At 65.4% G+C, this 16,730-nt stretch carries 14 protein-coding genes; 9 read left to right on the top strand and 5 right to left on the bottom strand.

The features are described 5' to 3' along the window. Positions 1-16 precede the first annotated feature (16 nt). The 4 genes from GGC64_RS31590 to GGC64_RS31575 are packed head-to-tail and all read left to right on the top strand — an operon-like array spanning position 17 to position 3,002. The gene (locus GGC64_RS31590) at positions 17-556 is read left to right on the top strand and encodes a GNAT family N-acetyltransferase (RefSeq protein WP_370582453.1); all 540 of its coding nucleotides are present in this window, start codon (positions 17-19) and stop codon (positions 554-556) included. Positions 557-586: 30 nt separating this feature from the next. Next, a complete protein-coding gene (locus GGC64_RS31585) occupies positions 587-1,600 on the top strand; it encodes a nitronate monooxygenase (RefSeq protein WP_192726557.1) in 1,014 nt (337 codons plus the stop codon). Positions 1,601-1,641: 41 nt separating this feature from the next. Continuing rightward, entirely contained in the window at positions 1,642-2,043 is a 402-nt protein-coding gene (locus GGC64_RS31580) for a PPOX class F420-dependent oxidoreductase (protein WP_192726556.1), read from the top strand. Next, positions 2,040-3,002 carry an RNA polymerase subunit sigma-70 gene (locus GGC64_RS31575; RefSeq protein ID WP_192726555.1) on the top strand — a complete coding sequence of 321 codons (963 nt, stop codon included), beginning with the start codon at positions 2,040-2,042 and terminating at the stop codon, positions 3,000-3,002. Before GGC64_RS31580 ends, GGC64_RS31575 begins: the two co-directional genes overlap by 4 nt. On the opposite strand, the gene GGC64_RS31570 is transcribed toward GGC64_RS31575, so the two are convergent. Genes GGC64_RS31570 through GGC64_RS31560 form a run of 3 tightly spaced genes read right to left on the bottom strand, consistent with a single transcriptional unit; the run spans position 2,983 to position 5,827 of the window. After that, on the bottom strand, positions 2,983-3,864 hold the full coding sequence (locus GGC64_RS31570) for a DUF4097 family beta strand repeat-containing protein (protein ID WP_192726554.1): 882 nt from the start codon (positions 3,862-3,864) through the stop codon (positions 2,983-2,985). The genes GGC64_RS31575 and GGC64_RS31570 overlap by 20 nt on opposite strands. Before the next feature lie 20 nt (positions 3,865-3,884). Then, a complete protein-coding gene (locus GGC64_RS31565; protein WP_192726553.1) occupies positions 3,885-4,529 on the bottom strand; it encodes a response regulator transcription factor in 645 nt (214 codons plus the stop codon). Next, complete coding sequence (locus GGC64_RS31560; protein WP_192726552.1) at positions 4,520-5,827, bottom strand: sensor histidine kinase; 1,308 nt, start codon at positions 5,825-5,827, stop codon at positions 4,520-4,522. The genes GGC64_RS31565 and GGC64_RS31560 overlap by 10 nt, the downstream gene beginning before the upstream one ends. Positions 5,828-5,919: 92 nt before the next feature. On the opposite strand from GGC64_RS31560, the gene GGC64_RS31555 reads away from it, so the two are divergent. Further along, positions 5,920-7,029 (top strand): TDT family transporter, encoded by a 1,110-nt coding sequence (locus GGC64_RS31555; protein WP_192726551.1) that lies wholly within the window; start codon positions 5,920-5,922, stop codon positions 7,027-7,029. 26 nt (positions 7,030-7,055) lie between these two features. Then, positions 7,056-7,901 (top strand): class I SAM-dependent methyltransferase, encoded by an 846-nt coding sequence (locus GGC64_RS31550; RefSeq protein ID WP_370582452.1) that lies wholly within the window; start codon positions 7,056-7,058, stop codon positions 7,899-7,901. Here the strand turns inward: GGC64_RS31550 and GGC64_RS31545 are convergent, their stop codons facing one another. Beyond that, positions 7,902-8,315 (bottom strand): VOC family protein, encoded by a 414-nt coding sequence (locus tag GGC64_RS31545; protein ID WP_192726550.1) that lies wholly within the window; start codon positions 8,313-8,315, stop codon positions 7,902-7,904. Positions 8,316-8,403: 88 nt separating this feature from the next. On the opposite strand from GGC64_RS31545, the gene GGC64_RS31540 reads away from it, so the two are divergent. Together GGC64_RS31540 and GGC64_RS31535 are read left to right on the top strand one after the other, a co-directional pair. After that, a complete protein-coding gene (locus tag GGC64_RS31540; protein WP_192726549.1) occupies positions 8,404-8,838 on the top strand; it encodes a DoxX family protein in 435 nt (144 codons plus the stop codon). A 32-nt stretch (positions 8,839-8,870) separates the two neighbouring features. After that, positions 8,871-9,755, top strand: coding sequence for an LLM class flavin-dependent oxidoreductase (locus GGC64_RS31535; RefSeq protein ID WP_192726548.1), 885 nt, complete (start codon positions 8,871-8,873; stop codon positions 9,753-9,755). 61 nt (positions 9,756-9,816) lie between these two features. Here the strand turns inward: GGC64_RS31535 and GGC64_RS31530 are convergent, their stop codons facing one another. Next, positions 9,817-11,370 carry a hypothetical protein gene (locus tag GGC64_RS31530; RefSeq protein WP_192726547.1) on the bottom strand — a complete coding sequence of 518 codons (1,554 nt, stop codon included), beginning with the start codon at positions 11,368-11,370 and terminating at the stop codon, positions 9,817-9,819. A 1,054-nt stretch (positions 11,371-12,424) separates the two neighbouring features. On the opposite strand from GGC64_RS31530, the gene GGC64_RS31525 reads away from it, so the two are divergent. Beyond that, the gene (locus GGC64_RS31525) at positions 12,425-16,588 is read left to right on the top strand and encodes an Ig-like domain-containing protein (protein WP_192726546.1); all 4,164 of its coding nucleotides are present in this window, start codon (positions 12,425-12,427) and stop codon (positions 16,586-16,588) included. Positions 16,589-16,730 lie beyond the last annotated feature (142 nt).

Here is a 16,730-nt window from a genome sequence, read left to right as displayed (position 1 = left end):
GATTCAGGATAGAGCGGTGTCCGACAACATCGGCGTCCCCGAGCTCACCGGTCCACGGGTCACGCTGCGCGCGCCAACCGTCGACGACGCCGAGCTGCTCTTCGAGCGTGTCGCGTCCGATCCGGAGGTGACGCGCTATCTGTCGTGGAGTCCGCATCCGGACGTGGCCGAGACACGGCGGGTGATCACCGAGTTCTTCAACGTCGGCGGCGAGACGACGTGGCTGATCGAATTGCACGACGGCACCGGTGCCGTCGGCTTGTGCGGCTGGCGGCGACATCCGCCGCACACCGTCGAGTTGGGCTACTGCCTTGGCAGGCCGTGGTGGCGCAAGGGCATCATGTCGGAGGTGCTGGCGCTGCTGATCGACAGGGCCAAGGCCGACCCTCACATCTACCGGGTGACGGCTCATTGTCACGTCGACAACACCGGCTCGGCGGCGCTGCTAGAGCGCAGTGGGCTGGCCTTCGAGGGTCGGATGTCGCAATTCGCCGTTTTGCCGAACATCTCCACCGATCCGCAGGACTGCCTGATGTTCGGCAAGGCTCTCAGATAGCGGCCGTGCCCGAAGTGGTACGAAGGTTCGATGGCGTTGGACTTTCGCGAACTTTCAGTACCGATCATCGTCGCGCCCATGGCCGGTGGGCCGTCGACGCCGGAACTCGCGGCCGCCGGGACCAACGCGGGCGGGCTCGGTTTCGTCGCCGCGGGCTACCTCACGGCCGAGGCGTTCGCCGAGCGGCTCGCCGCGGCGCGTAGCCTCACGTCAGGCCCGATCGGCGCGAATCTGTTTGTGCCACAACCGAGTGCCGGTACTCGCGAGGACATCGAGCTCTACGCCAAGGCGCTCGCACCCGAGGCGCAGCGCTACGGCGCCAAGCTGGGTGAGCCGCGGTTCGACGACGACCATTGGTCGACCAAGATCGAGGTGCTGCTCGATGTGCGACCCGATGTCGCTTCCTTCACGTTCGGCGTGCCGAGTGCGGAGGAGTGCCGCCGATTGCGAGAAGCCGGCGTCACGGTCGTCGGGACTGTGACCACGTTGGCCGAGGCGCGGACGGCGGTTTCGCGCGGCGTTGACGCGGTAGCGGTGCAGGGACCGTCGGCCGGCGGTCACCGCGGCACGTTCGATCCTGCCGCGCAGCCTGCCACGCAGCCCCTCGACGAACTGCTTGCCGACGTCAAGGGCGCCGTCGACGTGCCGGTCGTGGCAGCGGGCGGGTTGATGACGGCCGAGGATGTCGGGCGGGTGTTGGCGGCAGGCGCGGTCGCGGCGCAACTCGGCACGGCGTTCCTGCTGTCGGCCGAGTCGGGCAGCAGCCCGGTGCACCGCGCCGCGCTGCAGGACCCGCAGTTCACGGAAACCGTTGTGACGAGGGCATTCTCCGGCCGCTACGCGCGCGGGCTGCGCAACCGGTTCATCGACGAACATGAAGCCGAGGCGACTTTTGGTTATCCCGAGATCCACTGGCTGACCAGCCCGCTTCGGCAGGCTTCGGTGCGGGCGGGCGATCCGCAAGCCGTCAACATCTGGGCCGGCACCGGCTATCGGCAGGCCAGGGCGGGCACGGTCGCCGAGATCGTCAGCAGCCTCACCTAGCCGACCGATTCCTTTTCGCGCCTCCGCGTGTCTATACCGGCATGGACATAACACTCAACGAGCTCGCGCGCGAAGTGCTCGACGGACCACACATCGCGGCGATCGCCACGTCGAACGCCGACGGACGCCCGCAGTCGTCGGTGATATTCGTCAAACGCGAGGGTGACACGGTGGTGTTCAGCACCATCAAGGGTCGCCTGAAGACGCGCAATATGGCTCGCGATCCCCGGGTCAGCCTGCTGGTCGCGGACAAGCGGCAGCCGCGCTATCTGGAGATCCGAGGCACGGTGGAGATCGTCGAAGACCCGGAGAAGCGACTGCTGTACGAGATGTACGACAGGTACATGGGTGGCACGCAGCCGCCGCCCGAGCCCGAGGCCGAACGGCTCATCGTGCGCATCACACCGGAGAAGGTCTACCAGTTTCCCCCGGCGGCCGCATGAGCGAATTCGTCCGCGACACGGAACCGTACCGGCGCGAACTGATCGCGCACTGTTACCGCATGCTGGGGTCGGCACACGACGCCGAAGACGTCGTGCAGGAAACCTATCTGCGGGCGTGGCGCGCATACCAGGACTTCGAGAACCGGTCTTCGGTGCGGACGTGGTTGTACCGCATCGCGACGAACACCTGTTTGACCGCGCTGGCCCACAGCAGCAGGCGGGTGTTGCCTTCGGGTCTGGCGGGCCCTGCCGACGACCCGCATGCGGAAGCCGCACCAGCACCGAATGTGATGTGGGTAGAGGTCATTCCGGACTCCCGGGTCGCCGACCCGGCCGCGGTCGTCGCGTCGCGGGAGAGTCTTCGGCTGGCGCTGATCGCGAGCCTGCAGCACCTTCCCGCGCAGCAGCGGGCGGTGCTACTGCTTCGCGACGTGCTGGCCTTCCCTGCCGCAGACGTCGCCGCGATGCTCGACATCAGCGTCGTGGCCGTCAAGAGTGCGCTACAACGGGCCCGCGCGCGTATGCAGGACATCGCGCCGAACGCCGACGAGGTCATCGAACCGACCGAGCCACGGGCCCGCGAGTTGCTCGAGAAGTACATGACCGCGTTCGAGACGGCCGACACCACCTTGCTCGCCGACGCGCTGCGGCACGATGCCGCACTGGAGATGGTCGGCTCGCGGACCTGGTTCTCGGGCCGGGCGACGTGTCTGCCCTATCTCGCAACAGTGGTTGGCGTGCAAGGTGATTGGCGGATGGTGGAGATCGGCGCCAATGGCCAGCCCGCGGCGGCGGCGTATCGCCGCGACGGCGACGGCGCGCTGCGCGCATTCGGGATCGCACTGCTCGACGTCACCGCGTCCGGGATCGCCCGCATCGTGGTGTACGGGGATTCCAGGCTGGTCACACTGTTCGGGCTACCGCTGATCGCTGAAGCCGCTACCGCAGACCGTCGATGACGACGTCGCCGTTCTGTGAGTGCGCCGTGACAACGGCCGCGGCCTTCTCCCGATCGGTTGCCTGCGGCACGCGTATCGTCGTGTCGCCGTTGTCGGTGCTCGCGTTCACAGCGTAGGGACCACGGGCAGGCAATGCGACGATGACATCGCCGTTGTCACTGGTGACATTGACCGTGCGCGGCGCTGTTTCGGCAAGTTCCACTCTGATCTCGCCGTTGTCGGCAGTGGCGCTGAACGATTCAGACACCGAGATCGGATGGCGGGTGAACACATCGCCGTTGTCGGTGTAGATCTCGACGCGTCGAGCAGATCCGCTCAACACCACCTCGCCGTTGTCGGTCCGAGCGATCAGCTGATCGAGGTCGGCCTGCGCCAGCACCACGCCGGTGTCCTGTTGGGTGGTAACCGACAGCCTGCGAGCGACTTCCGGCGGCAGGACGAGCGTGATCTCGCCGGCCCGGCCCCAATTCAGGAATGAGGTCGACTCGCCATTGATCGTTATCCGTGTGTCGCCTGACTCGGTACTGACGGCCAGCGGATTTGCCCCTGCCCGAGTGGAATTCACCATCCGCAGGTCGGCCCGCGGCTCCCGCGCCTCACGATCGGCGGTGATGCGGACCGCGACCGGAACCGAGCCCGTATCGACAACCACCGACCGCATCCCAGCGGGCAGTGGCTTGCTGTCCGTGATGACCCGGAAACTGGCGATGCCCCACCCCACCGTGCCGAGCGAGGCGAGGGTCCCCACCACCAGCACCGCCGCGGCGGCGATGAGCGCTATCCGGAACGCGGTCCGCCCGCCGGGGGAGAGCGGAGGCGGCGGGTTCACCGGTGCCGGTGGTGGGGGAGCGATGGTTGTCACAATCAAACCCTTTCGGTGCTTCAGGATTCGAGGTAGCGCAGCACCGCCAGCACGCGGCGGTTCTCGCTTTCGTCAGGAGCCAGGCCCAGCTTGGTGAAGATCGAGGCGATGTGTTTTTCCGCCGAGCCGACGGAGATGAACAGTGCTGCGGCTATCGCCGAGTTCGTCTTGCCCTCGGCCATCAGTTGCAACACCTCGCGCTCACGCGGCGTCAGTTCGTCGAGCGCGCTGCGGCGATGCGAACGCACCAGGATCTGCGAAACCACCTCCGGATCGAGCACAGTGCCGCCGCCGCCGACCACCTCGACGGCGTCAAGGAATGCGGGGACGTCGGCCACCCGATCCTTGAGTAGATAGCCGAATCCCTTTGTGTCCGAGGCGATCAGGTCTGCGGCATAGCGCTCCTCGACGTAGTGCGACAGGACCAGCACCGGCGACTCCGGATTCTGGCTGCGCAGCAGCGCCGCGGCGCGGATGCCCTCGTCGGTGAACGTCGGCGGCATCCGGACATCGAGGATCGCAAGGTCGGGCCGCTTCTCGTTGACCAGCCGGAGCAGATTCGTCGCATCCGGAACGCCGGCCACCACCTCGTGACCGGCGTCGGTGAGGATCCGCTCGATGCCCGCCCGCAGCAGCGCCGAATCCTCGGCGATCACTACGCGCATGGCAGCACCGCGGTGATGATCGTCGGGCCCGTGGCCGGGCTGGACACCGTGAACGTGCCGTGCGCGGCCCGCACCCGCTCTTCGAGCCCGCGGAGGCCGGTGGCGTTCTCGTCGGTGGTGATCGATGCTCCGCCGCGGCCGTCGTCGAACACGGTGACGTGCAACTGGTTCGCCGCTTCGTCGAGGCGCACGGTGACAACGGCCTGGCTGGCCGCTGCGTGTTTGGCGATGTTGGTGACCGTCTCGGCGACGACGAAGTAGGCCACCGATTCGACTTCGTCGGGCAGTCGGCGCGGCAGGTACACGTTGAGCGTGGTGGGTACTGCCGAACGTTGCACCACCGCCGACAACGCGGCGTCTAGGCCTCGGTCGGACAGGATCGTGGGTGCGATGCCGCGCACCACGTTTCGCAACTCGACAAGCGCGCTCTTCGCGTCGTCGTGCGCTTCGGCGATCAGTTGCTTGGCCGCGGGCAGGTCGGTGTCGAGTTTGGTCTGCGCCAGTCCGATGGTCATCGCAAGCGAAACCAGTCGCGGTTGCACGCTGTCGTGCAGATCGCGTTCGATGCGGTGACGCTCGGTCTGCGCCGACGACACCGCGCCCTGACGAGCATCGGCGAGCGCGCTGACCTGGTACTGCAGCGCCGCGGTCGGCGACGGCGACAGCAGCCAGCGGTCGATGATCGCGTCGACAGCGGGTGCGAAGACCAGGATCACCACCGCCCCGACCACCGCAACGACGGCGGTCAGGAACGCGAGCGGCGGCGATATGAAAGACAGACCGGCATCGGGATCGCTCTGCCGGATCGCGACCGCGGCGGCCGGACCCAGGATCGCCCAGGCCAGCAGTGCAAGCGCAGTGCCCGCGGCCAGCATGTCGTAGAGCATGCGCAGGTAGTGATGGGCGGTGGCCTTCCAGAACCGGGCGCTGCTGATGTCCAGCCAGAGTTGATGCAGCCAGCGCTGGAAGCCGGCATACCGCGACATTGGCCGTGGCGGAACGGCGATGCCCAGGCCGAACACCGCCTCGCTGCGTACGCGTTCGACGTGTTCGACGCCGCGCATCAGATAGATGAACACGATGGCGCAGAGCACGAAGCCGACACCGCTTGGGATCGACGAGACGCCAATGATGAAGATTGTCAACGGGATCCAGAACCACACGGTTGCGATCGCGGCTCCGGTCAGCAACGACGCGGTCGGCACCACGCCGATGTTGCGCGGGGCCGCCGAGACGGGCTCATCGGCGGAAGCGGGTGCCGGAGCAGTGTCGGGACTGGTGTCGGTGACTGCGACCATGCCTTCAACCTATGGACCGCAGCGCAGGTGCGACACAGCGTTTTCCCGAGAACCTGCCGGGGGATAACCCCCGTAGGCGCGATGATGGCCCGATGACGACGACCGACCGGCAGCACCGGCTGGGTTTTCTTGGGCCGAACTGGTTCGCCTCGGTCATGGGAACCGGCATCGTGGCGACAGCGGGTGCGACGTTGCCGCTGCATATCCCCGGTCTACGGGCGTTCGCCGAGGCGGTCTGGGTGGCAAGCACGGTATGGCTGGTGATTCTCATCGTCGCCGTGGCCGCCCATTGGGTACGCCACCCGACCGTTGCCCGCAGTCATGCCTACAACCCCCAGATGGGTCATTTTTACGGCGCAGCGCCGATGGCCCTGCTCACCGTCGGCGCCGGAGCGGCCCTCGTCGGCAGGGACCTGATCGGTGAGCGGGCGGCGATCGATCTCGATTGGGTGCTGTGGACTGCGGGCACGCTCGGCGGCTTGTTCACCGCGATCAGCATCCCGTATCTGATGTTCACTCAGTACCGCGTCGAGCCCGATGCCGCATTCGGCGGTTGGCTGATGCCGGTGGTGCCGCCGATGGTGTCCGCGGCGACGGGTGCGCTGCTGATCCCGCACATCGTTCCGGGCACCGGCAGGCAGACCATGCTCTACGGCTGCTATGCGATGTTCGGGCTCTCGCTCGTCGCGTCGCTGATCATCATTTCGATGGTGTGGAGTCGGCTTGCGCACTTCGGCACCTCGGGCACCGCGCGCGTGCCAACGCTGTGGATAGTGCTCGGTCCGCTCGGCCAATCCATCACAGCCGCAGGGCTTCTCGGCACGAACGCGGTGATGGCCGTTGAACCACGGCTCGCCGACGGCATGGGCGTCTTCGCGATCTTGTACGGCGTTCCGGTGTGGGGATTCGCGGTGTTGTGGATCGGATTGGCAACGGCATTGACCATCCGCACCCTGCGGCGCGGTATGCCGTTCGCGCTGACGTGGTGGAGCCTGACGTTCCCGGTGGGCACCTTCGTCACCGGCACCACGCAGCTGGCCGTCCACACCGGGCTGCCTGCATTCCGCTTCGCCGCGGCCATCGCCTACGTCGGCCTGCTGAGCACCTGGTGTCTCGTCGCGGCGCGCACATTCCGAGGAGGGTTGCGCGGCAACATCTTCGCGCCACCGTCGGCCGATCCGATCAAGGCCAAGAAGGATTAGCTCGCTTAGCGTGTAAGACTCGCAGGGTGGCGACAGAACCGTTGATTTCCCATGTGTCCGATACCGCGCGCTGGGTCGCGACCTACCGAGCGGTCGAGTCCGAGCGGTCCGATGCGTTGTTCCACGACCACCTTGCCGACCGGCTTGCCGGCGAGCGCGGGCGTGCCATCGTTGCTGCGGCCCCCAAGGCGATTCGCAACGGCTGGTGGTTGGTGGCGCGCACCAAGATCATCGACGACGTCATCCTCGAGGCCATCGGCGACGGCTGCGACAAGGTGCTGAACCTGGCCGCCGGTCTGGACACCCGGCCCTACCGGTTGGACCTGCCGCCCGATTTTTCCTGGGTCGAAGCGGATCTGCCGGACCTGCTCACCGAGAAGGACGACGCGCTCGCCGATCAGACGCCGCGCTGCCGGTTGACCAGACATGCCGTCGACCTCGCCGATCCAGCGGCCCGCGACGACTTCCTCAACGGCGAGTTGGCCGGCGTCACCAAGGCCCTGGTATTGACCGAGGGTCTGCTGATGTACCTGGAAGAGCGAGACGTCCGAGCGTTGTCGACAGCATTCAAGCGCCCCGAGATCGCCTGGTGGATGCTGGATTTCTCCGGCCCAGGATTACAGAAGCGGATGAACAAGCAGACCCGGGGCCTGCTGGACAGCGCACCCTTCAAATTCGCGCCCGACAACGGCGTCGCCTTTTTCGAGGACCTGGGCTGGCGGGCGATCGAGATCGAATCGGTGTTCACCGCGGCGCGTCGCCTCGATCGGCTGCCCCGGTGGATGCGGCCGCTGGCGTGGCTACCGCAGCCGGACCCCCGTAAACCGGGCAACAACACCTACAGCGGGGTTGTCCGCTTCGCGCCGAGCTGACTACTTCGGGGCGGTGAGCTCCAGCGCGATGTTGTCCGGGTCGCGGAATTCCAGGATGTACGACGGGCCGATGTCCTTGATGGGCTCGTGATCGACCCCGACCTCGTCGAGATGCGCTGCTGCGTCGTCCAATTCGGCCTTGCTGCCGACACGGAAAGCCAAGTGGTCCAGCCCGCAGCGGTCTTCGTGGAACGTGTCGGACGCTACAGGCCGAAGGCCGACCAGCGTGCCACCGAGGTCGTAGATCACCCCGCCGAACAGGAAGCTCAGCGCCTCTTGCGTGGCCGCGTCGGCACTCTCGGGCGCCTCGATCAACACCGGCCAGCCGAACACGCTTTCGTAGAACTGCCGCGACCGCTCGATATCAGTGACCGTGAGTCGCACGTGCGCGATGGAGCCGGTGGTGATCGTCATGGGTTCATGCTGCCAGTAGCGATGAGTTCTCCGCGCAGCCCCGGTCTGTCTTGTCATCAATGTCTCGACAACAGCAGGGAGCACCACCATGAGCGTCATCGCCGACGAAAACCTCAGCATCGAGCCCGCTCGCCGGTCATCGAAGCTTCGCAAGGCCGGCATCGTCATCAGCGTCCTGGTCGCCGCGTTTCTCGCCTTCGACGCCGTGGGCAAGCTCGCCTCGGTACCGCAGGTCAAGGAGGGCACCGAGGCCCTGGGCTTTCCTCCAGGTCAGGCGCTGATCATGGGCATCGTGCTGGCCGTGTGCGTCGTCGTCTACGTGATCCCTCGCACCGCCGTACTGGGCGCACTCGGGATCACGGCGTATCTGGGTGGTGCGGTCACGGCCAACATGCGCGTGGAGTCGCCGCTGGTTTCGCACACGCTGTTTGCGGTGTACGTGGGCGCGCTGATGTGGGTCGGGCTCGCCATGCGGCGCCCGGATCTGCTGCGTGTCGTTGGACTTGCGCGGACCACCGACTGAGCCGTGTCAGAATCGCCGACGTGCGGATCGGGATGACCATGCCGATTATGGAGCCGGCGTTGGACGCCGCGACGCTGCGGGCGTGGGCCGAACTCATCGACAGCGGCCCGTTCTCGTCGCTGTGCTGGGGTGAGCGCGTCGTCTTCGAAAATCCCGAATGCCTGACGCTGATGGGTGCCCTCTGCGCGTGGACTGACCGGGTGCGGTTGGTGACGACGGTCGTGGTGCCCCAGTTGCACGACCCCGTGATGTTGGCCAAACAACTGTCGACCGGTGACATGCTCAGCGGTGGCCGGCTGACGGTCGGCCTTGGAGTCGGGGGCCGACACGAGGACTATCACGGCGTCGGCGCCGACCCCGCGACGCAGACGATGCGCGGGCTCGCCGAACGCGTCGCGGTGATGAAGCGCGTCTGGGCAGGCGAGAAGATCACGGACTCCGTCGTCCCCGTCGGGCCGCCGCCGGTGCAAGACGGGGGTCCGCAGCTGCTGGTCGGCACAATGGGGCCGAAAACCGTTCGCAGCGCTGCGGTTTGGGCCGACGGGTTGGCAGCCACCACGCTTGATTTGGACATCGGCAGTCAGAACGAGCTGTTCGACGTCGCGCGCCAGGCATGGGCGAAGGCGGGTAAACCCAAGCCTCATCTGGCGACGTCGTTCTGGTTCGCCATCGGTGACGACCCACAGCTCACCCGCGCGCAGATTCACCGGCATCTGCTGCACTACATGAACTGGATTCCGGCGCAGGTCGTCGATGCGATGGCACCCTCCACAGGATGGTCAGGCGACAGCGACGATCTGCTCGCGGTGCTGCAGAGGTTCTCCGACATCGGTACCGACGAGGTTCACCTCATCCCGACAAGCTCCGACATCGACCAGTTGCGTCGTGTCGCCGAGGTGGTCGCAGAATTCACCTAGGCGTGCACACAGACTGGACCCCTCTCCGAAGGGCGAAGAGGGGTCCAGGTGTGGGGATGTATCAGTTCTTGTCTGAACCGCCGCCGGATCCGTTGTCGGAACCGGAATCGTGGTCCGAACCGCCGCCACCGGCGCTCGCACCGGCCTTGGCCGAGTCGTCCGACTTCGAGGTATCAGGCGAGGTCTTGTTGCCCGTCTTCGTGTCCGTCGTGTCGGTCGAGTCCTTGGTCTCGGTCGAACCCTTGGTGTCCGTCGAACCCTTGGTGTCGTCCGTCCCGGTCGTGGTGCCGCCACTGGTCGTGGTGGAACCGTTGTTGGATCCGGACTTGTCGTCGTTGGTTCCGGACTTCTCGTCCTTCACCGAGGATCCGTCGTTGCCGGTCGCAGATCCGCCGCCGGAGGACGACTGGTGCTCGTCGGCGGCCGCGGTGGTGCCGGCTCCGGTTCCCGACGATTGCGACTCGTCCTTGTTCTTGACGGTCGTCTGCGTTGACGACTGTCCGCCGTTGGAGCCGGCCGCACCGCTGTCGACGTTTACCGCCACCATCCGGGAAGCGGCCAACGGCACCACTTCTGGTCCGGCGGCCTTGGCGGTGGCAGCTGTCGCTGCGAACGGGATCGCGCTGCCGATCCCGTTGATGATGTTCACCAAGGCATCGGCGACCGCAGTGCTGACGAAGACACCGACGCCCGCAGCCGCGGTGACGAGGTTGGAGAACACCTGCGCGCCTGCGGCGGTCAGGCCGGCGATGCCTTGTGCGGCAAAGGAAATCGCGGCCGAGGTTTGCGTGATGCCGAAGTCGACCAGAGCCGCGCCCTCGTTCACCGCGAACGAGGCGAGGCCGGCCAGTGCCGTGGTCGCGAACGTCCCAACGGTCGCCGCGGTTGTGGCGAGCCCCGTGGCCAACGTGGCGCCGGCGGCGACCAGACCCGCGAACGTTTCTGCGCCGAAGGTAAGCCCGGCCGCAGTCTGGCCGATCCCGAAGTTGATCAGGCCGGTGAGCCCTGCCACGAAGGGTGTCAGGACTCCCGCGATGGGTGCGGGAAGCACCGAATTGATCGCGAAGGTCAGTAGCCCACCGATGGAGGTGTTGACGAACACCCCGGCCTGGGCTGCGGCGGCCACCAGACCCGAGAACGCCGTCGCACCCGCTGCCGCCAGGCCCGCGACGCCCTGGGCCGCAAAGGCGATGGCTCCCGCAGTCTGAGCCAAGCCGAAGTTGACCAGCGTCGCGGTCTGGTTGATGCCGAACACGATGAGCTGGGCGAGGGAGTCGGTGATGAAGACACCCATCGAAGCGGCAGCAGCAGTCAACGCGCTGACGCCGTTGGCGCCGAACGCGATGAGGTTGGCGAACTGCTGAGCCCCGAACGTCGCCCCGTCAGCGACGGTGATCAGGCCGAAGTTGATGAGGTCCGAGGTCTGCGTGACCAGGAATGACAACGCCGCTGCAATGTCGGAGGCGATGCCCGTGAGCTGGGGATCGGCCGTGACCGACGGTGGCGCAGGCACTTGGATATCGGGCGGGGCCGGCGCGATCGGGCTTGCGATGAGTGCGGTGGCTCCAACGACCGCGATCCCAGCGGTGACGTATGGGCGAAGTGCAAGTTCCATTTGGACCCCCTTGTCCGGTTGAGTAGACAGCAAAGAATTTACGCCGCCGTTAACCGTTTAGAGGGCAAATTTGTGCAGAATCTGTTTCGTGTCGCCATGGCGGCGATATGAATGGGTTGTTTCCACTAAATGCGCTAATTAACTTGGGTAGAAATGAAATTGTTCCGTGGGTCGGTGGGCGGTTGGCGTAATCACTTCGAGCTGGGTCACTCGGCCCTGGGAAGTAGCTGAACCCGCGCGCTGACCCGCTAATTGCTGTAAGAACTGACGGTCAAGTCAATATGGGGATTTGCCCAATTCACCGCAGGCTGCGCAGTGTTCGCGCTGGCCAGCGACCGTGCGCCTGCAGACAGGCAGATGTTGCCGCAGGATTTGCTGTCGGGACGGCCCGAGTTATCCCCCGATTCGACATTTGCTGAATTGTGGGGTGACGCGGTGCATCGCTGGAGTGGCGGTCGCGGGTCGCGCGCGCCGGGTGGACCGGCCAGTTGGCCGCTGCATTGCTCGCCGGCCTTCGAAGGAGGGGCTCAAGCAATTTGATGAAACGTCTATGCGGTGCCAGCGGCGTCGCGACACGCAAAGCTGGTTGCGCGGTATTCGGGTTTTGTGAGCAAACATCGATGGGCGGTTACGACGGCTGCCGTCTCGCAGGCGCGAACCGGAGCCCAACTGTCGTTGATTGCGCAATCAAACCGCACATACGTGTCATGCCGAGGCGGTCGTCCACAGCGACGGAGACAGTCGAACTGCGACGGCGTTCAACATCGGCCAACCCCATTTCGGCGCTACGGCAGCTAACTAGATCATTTAGCGGAACTGTTTTCCTGCTCTAGCACCCGTTCATAAATTTTCGTGAAAGTCAATAATTCTGACCTGCGAAGATCTACCTTATGAGTAGCCCCGGAGGCGTGGGGCGGAAAGCAAGTCGGGGTGTTTTGCGTGCCGGCCTGGGCCTCTTCGTGATAGCTGAGCGAAGAGAGTTGGGCCCGAAATGGGATACAGCAATTATGTGGGGCGCGTAGGCGCCTTGGCCGTAGCTCTTGGTGTCGGAATCGTGATCGCATCGCCGGGCGGAATCGCCTCGGCATCGCCCGCCGACTCCAGCGTTGCGAGCACATCGACCGATGCCGACGGCACCGCAACCGCTTCGACCGACGCCGCCGACACGGGGGGCAAAACCACCGCCGATGTCAAGGACGCAAGCGGGGGCACCGAGGGCAGCGGGACCGCCGGCGGGGCCACCAACGAGACGACGGGCCAGCAGTCCGATGACAAGTCGGCCACTTCGTCCACAGTCGAGGTCGCGCCCGGTGTGACTGTGTCGAGTTCGGGTGGTGCACACAAGACTGCGAAACCGCAGGGTGCCACGCGCGCGTCGACCGGTAAGAAGGCCGCCGTGCCCGCAGCGCGGACGACGGCGCAAACCAACACCGCGCGGACCGATGACGACAGCGCGACGGCTCAGGAAGCGGGGGCGCCGACCGCCACCGCGTCGGTCTCTGCCTACGCAGCTCCGGCGGCACTGGTTGGCGCACAGCCTGTTCCGGCGAAGGCGCCGCTGGCTCAAATCACCGTTGCCGTGAACAGGATCGTGACACCCATCCTGTCGTCGATCCTCGGAGCGATCCCGCGAATTCCGGCGCAGTCACCGCTGGCCTGGATTTTCGCTGCCGTCGCGCGCCGCCAGTTCGGCGTGACAGAGCCCGAAACCGGCCAGGTGACAACGCTTGCCACGACGACTGCGCTGGTGGTGAACCAACCCCCGACGGTCAGCACCGTCTTCAACACCCCGAACGCCACGACGGGTGTGATCACGGGTCAGGTCGTCGGCACTGATCCAGAGGGTCTGCCGGTGACGTACGCCCTCACGACGGCGCCGGCTAGCGGAACCCTGGTATTCGATAGCACCACAGCGAAATTCACCTATACGCCGACGACGGCACAGCGAATCAGCGCTGGCGTCACATCCACCGTCGACACCATCGCCATGACCGTCACGGTGTCGGATGGGACGACGAGCGTACCTACGGTCGTCAACATCCCGATCAGCCCGACCGCGCTCACCAAATCGGGTGAGATTTCTTCCGTAGACGACGCCCACGCTGTGGTCGCGACCGCGACCCGCGCCTATATCACCAACCGGACCGCCGGCACGGTCACCGTGGTCGACACCACCACCAACAGCGTGATCGGCACGATCGCTGTTGGGCCGACACCAGATGCCTTGGTGATCAAGCCCGATGGCACGAAGCTCTATGTGACGAGCCTTGCCAACAACACGGTGACGGTCGTCGACACTGCCACCAAGACCATCACCGCGACGATCGCGATTGCCAAACCCAGTGCGATCGCGATCAATTCAAGCGGTAGCACCCTGTACGTCACCAGCCGAGACGCCGGCACGGTGACGAAGATTACGACCTCGACGAACACCAGCGCAGGTACCGTCACCCTGCCCGCCGGGTCGCTTCCCACCGGCATCGTCGTCAGCCCCGACAAGACCAAGATCTACGTGATCAGCAACAAGGCCAGCGGCGGCGGCACGGTCGCAGTGTTCGGGTATACCTCGAGCACCGTCACCACGATCGCCAACTTCGCCAGCGCCCCGACCAGTTTGGCAGTCAGTCCGGACAACAAGAAGTTGTACGTGAGTTCCGCGGACGGCAAGGTCACGGTCTTCGACACGACCACGCGCGCCGCCCTCGCCGCCAACACCGTCGCCGCGGTCCCCGCTGCGCTTGCCGTGAGCAAGGATGGCAGCACCCTGTTCATGACTGACACCGTCGGACGAGTTTGGACTCTGAGCACCGCGACGGCCACCGTTCTCAGCCCGTACCCGACGCGGACATCGACCTCTGCCATGTCGGTCGCACCGGCGATGGCCGCAAGCCCGGACGGCTTGAAGCTGTACGTCACCGATTACGATGCCGACAAGGTTTATGTGGCAACGCTGATTCCGCCCAACAATCCGCCGATTGTTGGCACTCCTGTCCTCAATCCGCCCAACGCTACAAGCGGATCCGTCACCGGAAAGGTCGGCGTCACCGACCCGGACGGCGATACGTTGAAGTACACGGTGACGTCGGCGACGACGAAGGGCACTCTGTCGCTGAAGACCGACGGCACATTCACCTACACGCCAACCGCAACGGCACGACACGCCGCCTCGGCAGTCAATGCACCGGCGTCGGCGCTGACCGACTCGTTCACGGTGTCTGTCTCCGATGGCCGCGGTGGTGTGGTCGCGTCCACCGTGACCGTCAACATCCTGCCCGCCAACAAAGTGCCGACATACACGTTGACGGTCGGAACACCCAGCACGACAACGGGCGTCGTGACCGGCAAGGTCACGGCCTCTGACGCTGACTTCGACGTGAGGACCTTCAGCTCGACCACGCCCGCCAAGGGCACCGTGGTGGTCACGTCGACAGGTGCGTTCACATATACGCCTACAGCAGCGGCGCGCCACGCCGCCGCCAAACTCGATGCAACCACGGCGGACAAGACGGACACGTTCACCGTCACGATCAACGACGGGCATGGCGGTGTCGTCCCGGTGTCGGTCACAGTGGCGATCAGCCCGACCAATTCTGCGCCAACCGGAGCCAAAGTCAGCAACGTCGTCACCAACGTCAACAACGGCGTGGTGACCGGCACCGTCACTGCCGTCGATGCCAACAACGATCCGTTGTCCTTCTCGTCAACGACACCGACAAAGGGCACACTCGTCTTCGGCGCGAACGGAACGTTCACCTACACGCCGACTCTCGCGGCTCGCCAGGCCGCTGCGGTGCCGGGCGCCAACCCTGCCACGAAGGTCGACTCCGTGACAGTCACCGTGGCGGACGGCTACGGCGGATCCACAACGGTTGCGCTGAATCTTCAAGTGGTTCCCTACGGCAACACAGCTCCCACGAACGCCCACGCGGTGGTCGGAACCCCGAACACTGCTATCGGCGAAATCAAGGGCACCGTCGTTGCCAACGATGCAGAAGGCGACACCCTGACCTACGTCGTCACGACGGGGCCGAGCAAGGGCGTCGTCAACCTCGATCCGAACGGAACGTTCCGGTACGTACCGAATGTCGAAGCCCGATGGGGCGCATTGACGACCCCAGGCGTCGACACCGACACGTTCACCGTCACCGTCAGCGACGGCAACGGCGGCACAACAACGTTCAACGTCGGCCTCACGATCGCGCCCGCGTCTACCGCCCCGTCGGCCATCGACCAGCGCGGCACCACAGTGGCGATGAATGTACAAGAGATGTACTTCTATACCCAAGCCCAGACGGACAAGGCGCTCGACCTGTTGCAGGCCGATGGGGTCGACTCGATCCGGATCCTGATCCCGTGGAAGGGCGTCGAGGCGTCGAACGATGTCTGGACGTGGTCGGCGGTGGACCGGATGGTCAACTCCGCCAACGCACGTGGCATGTCGGTGATCGGCATACTGAACTCCCCGCCGGATTGGGCGATGGTACCGGGGACGCCCTCGCTTGGTGGTCCGCCCGCTGATCCGGCGGAATACGCGGAGTACGCCGGCATGGTCGCCACGCGCTACGCGGGCAAGGTCGCGGCCTACGAGGTGTGGAACGAGCCCAACTACTACGTGTTCTGGCAACCCACTCCGAACGCGGCGGCCTACACTGAGATCCTCAAGGCCGCTTACACGGCGATCAAGACGGCAGACCCGAACGCCGTTGTCGTAGCGGGCGGTATCGCCGCCACCCCCGACAGCGGAACTCAGATGGTCGACGCCGTCCGGTTCGTCACCGAAATGTATGCGGCCGGAGCGGGCGGTTATTTCGACGCGTTGTCCTTCCACCCGTACAACTACTTCGTGAAGTTCTCCCAGGGCGGTGGCATGCCGTCGTCGCCCTTGACACTGGTCAATGGGATTCACGACGTGATGGTCGCGAATGGCGATGGCAACAAGAAGATCTGGGCAACCGAATACGGCGAACCGTCGTCACTGGGTGGAGACGCGGTTCAGGCTGCATACATCGACGACTTCCTGCGCACGTGGCGAGATCTCGACTACGCCGGGCCCGCGTATATCCACACCGTCCGTGATTACTTCTCGTTGGATCCCATTGCTGCGTCATTCGGGGTTTACAACTCGGACTGGACGCCGAAGCCCGCGGCAGACGTCATCGAGTGGATCATCGACGAGAACGAGGCGTTCCTGGCCGGCGGCGGCGGAATCGAACTCTAGCGTCGGTAGACAGCTGGACCAAGTTTCAGCAAATTCTGATCAAAGTCAGTTCTGGATGCATTTGAGCCACTAGAGTTGGTGCGGCCACCAGAGAAAAGGGGACCGGGTGACCGGTCGGGCGTTTGCCGTCTGACCTGTGCCC

The sequence above is a fragment of the Mycobacterium sp. OAS707 genome (genome assembly GCF_014873705.1).
Classification (GTDB): domain Bacteria; phylum Actinomycetota; class Actinomycetes; order Mycobacteriales; family Mycobacteriaceae; genus Mycobacterium.
The sequence above is the reverse complement of the archived record's forward strand: the minus strand, read 5'-3'. Positions and strand labels throughout refer to the sequence as shown.

What these genes read in the sequence shown, in the direction of transcription:
- GGC64_RS31585 (WP_192726557.1), top strand. Translation starts at nt 587, where the DNA reads ATGGCGTTGGACTTTCGCGAACTTTCAGTACCGATCATCGTCGCGCCC.
- GGC64_RS31580 (WP_192726556.1), top strand. Translation starts at nt 1,642, where the DNA reads ATGGACATAACACTCAACGAGCTCGCGCGCGAAGTGCTCGACGGACCA.
- GGC64_RS31575 (WP_192726555.1), top strand. Translation starts at nt 2,040, where the DNA reads ATGAGCGAATTCGTCCGCGACACGGAACCGTACCGGCGCGAACTGATC.
- GGC64_RS31565 (WP_192726553.1), bottom strand. Translation starts at nt 4,529, where the DNA reads ATGCGCGTAGTGATCGCCGAGGATTCGGCGCTGCTGCGGGCGGGCATC.
- GGC64_RS31560 (WP_192726552.1), bottom strand. Translation starts at nt 5,827, where the DNA reads ATGGTCGCAGTCACCGACACCAGTCCCGACACTGCTCCGGCACCCGCT.
- GGC64_RS31555 (WP_192726551.1), top strand. Translation starts at nt 5,920, where the DNA reads ATGACGACGACCGACCGGCAGCACCGGCTGGGTTTTCTTGGGCCGAAC.
- GGC64_RS31545 (WP_192726550.1), bottom strand. Translation starts at nt 8,315, where the DNA reads ATGACGATCACCACCGGCTCCATCGCGCACGTGCGACTCACGGTCACT.
- GGC64_RS31540 (WP_192726549.1), top strand. Translation starts at nt 8,404, where the DNA reads ATGAGCGTCATCGCCGACGAAAACCTCAGCATCGAGCCCGCTCGCCGG.
- GGC64_RS31535 (WP_192726548.1), top strand. Translation starts at nt 8,871, where the DNA reads ATGACCATGCCGATTATGGAGCCGGCGTTGGACGCCGCGACGCTGCGG.
- GGC64_RS31530 (WP_192726547.1), bottom strand. Translation starts at nt 11,370, where the DNA reads ATGGAACTTGCACTTCGCCCATACGTCACCGCTGGGATCGCGGTCGTT.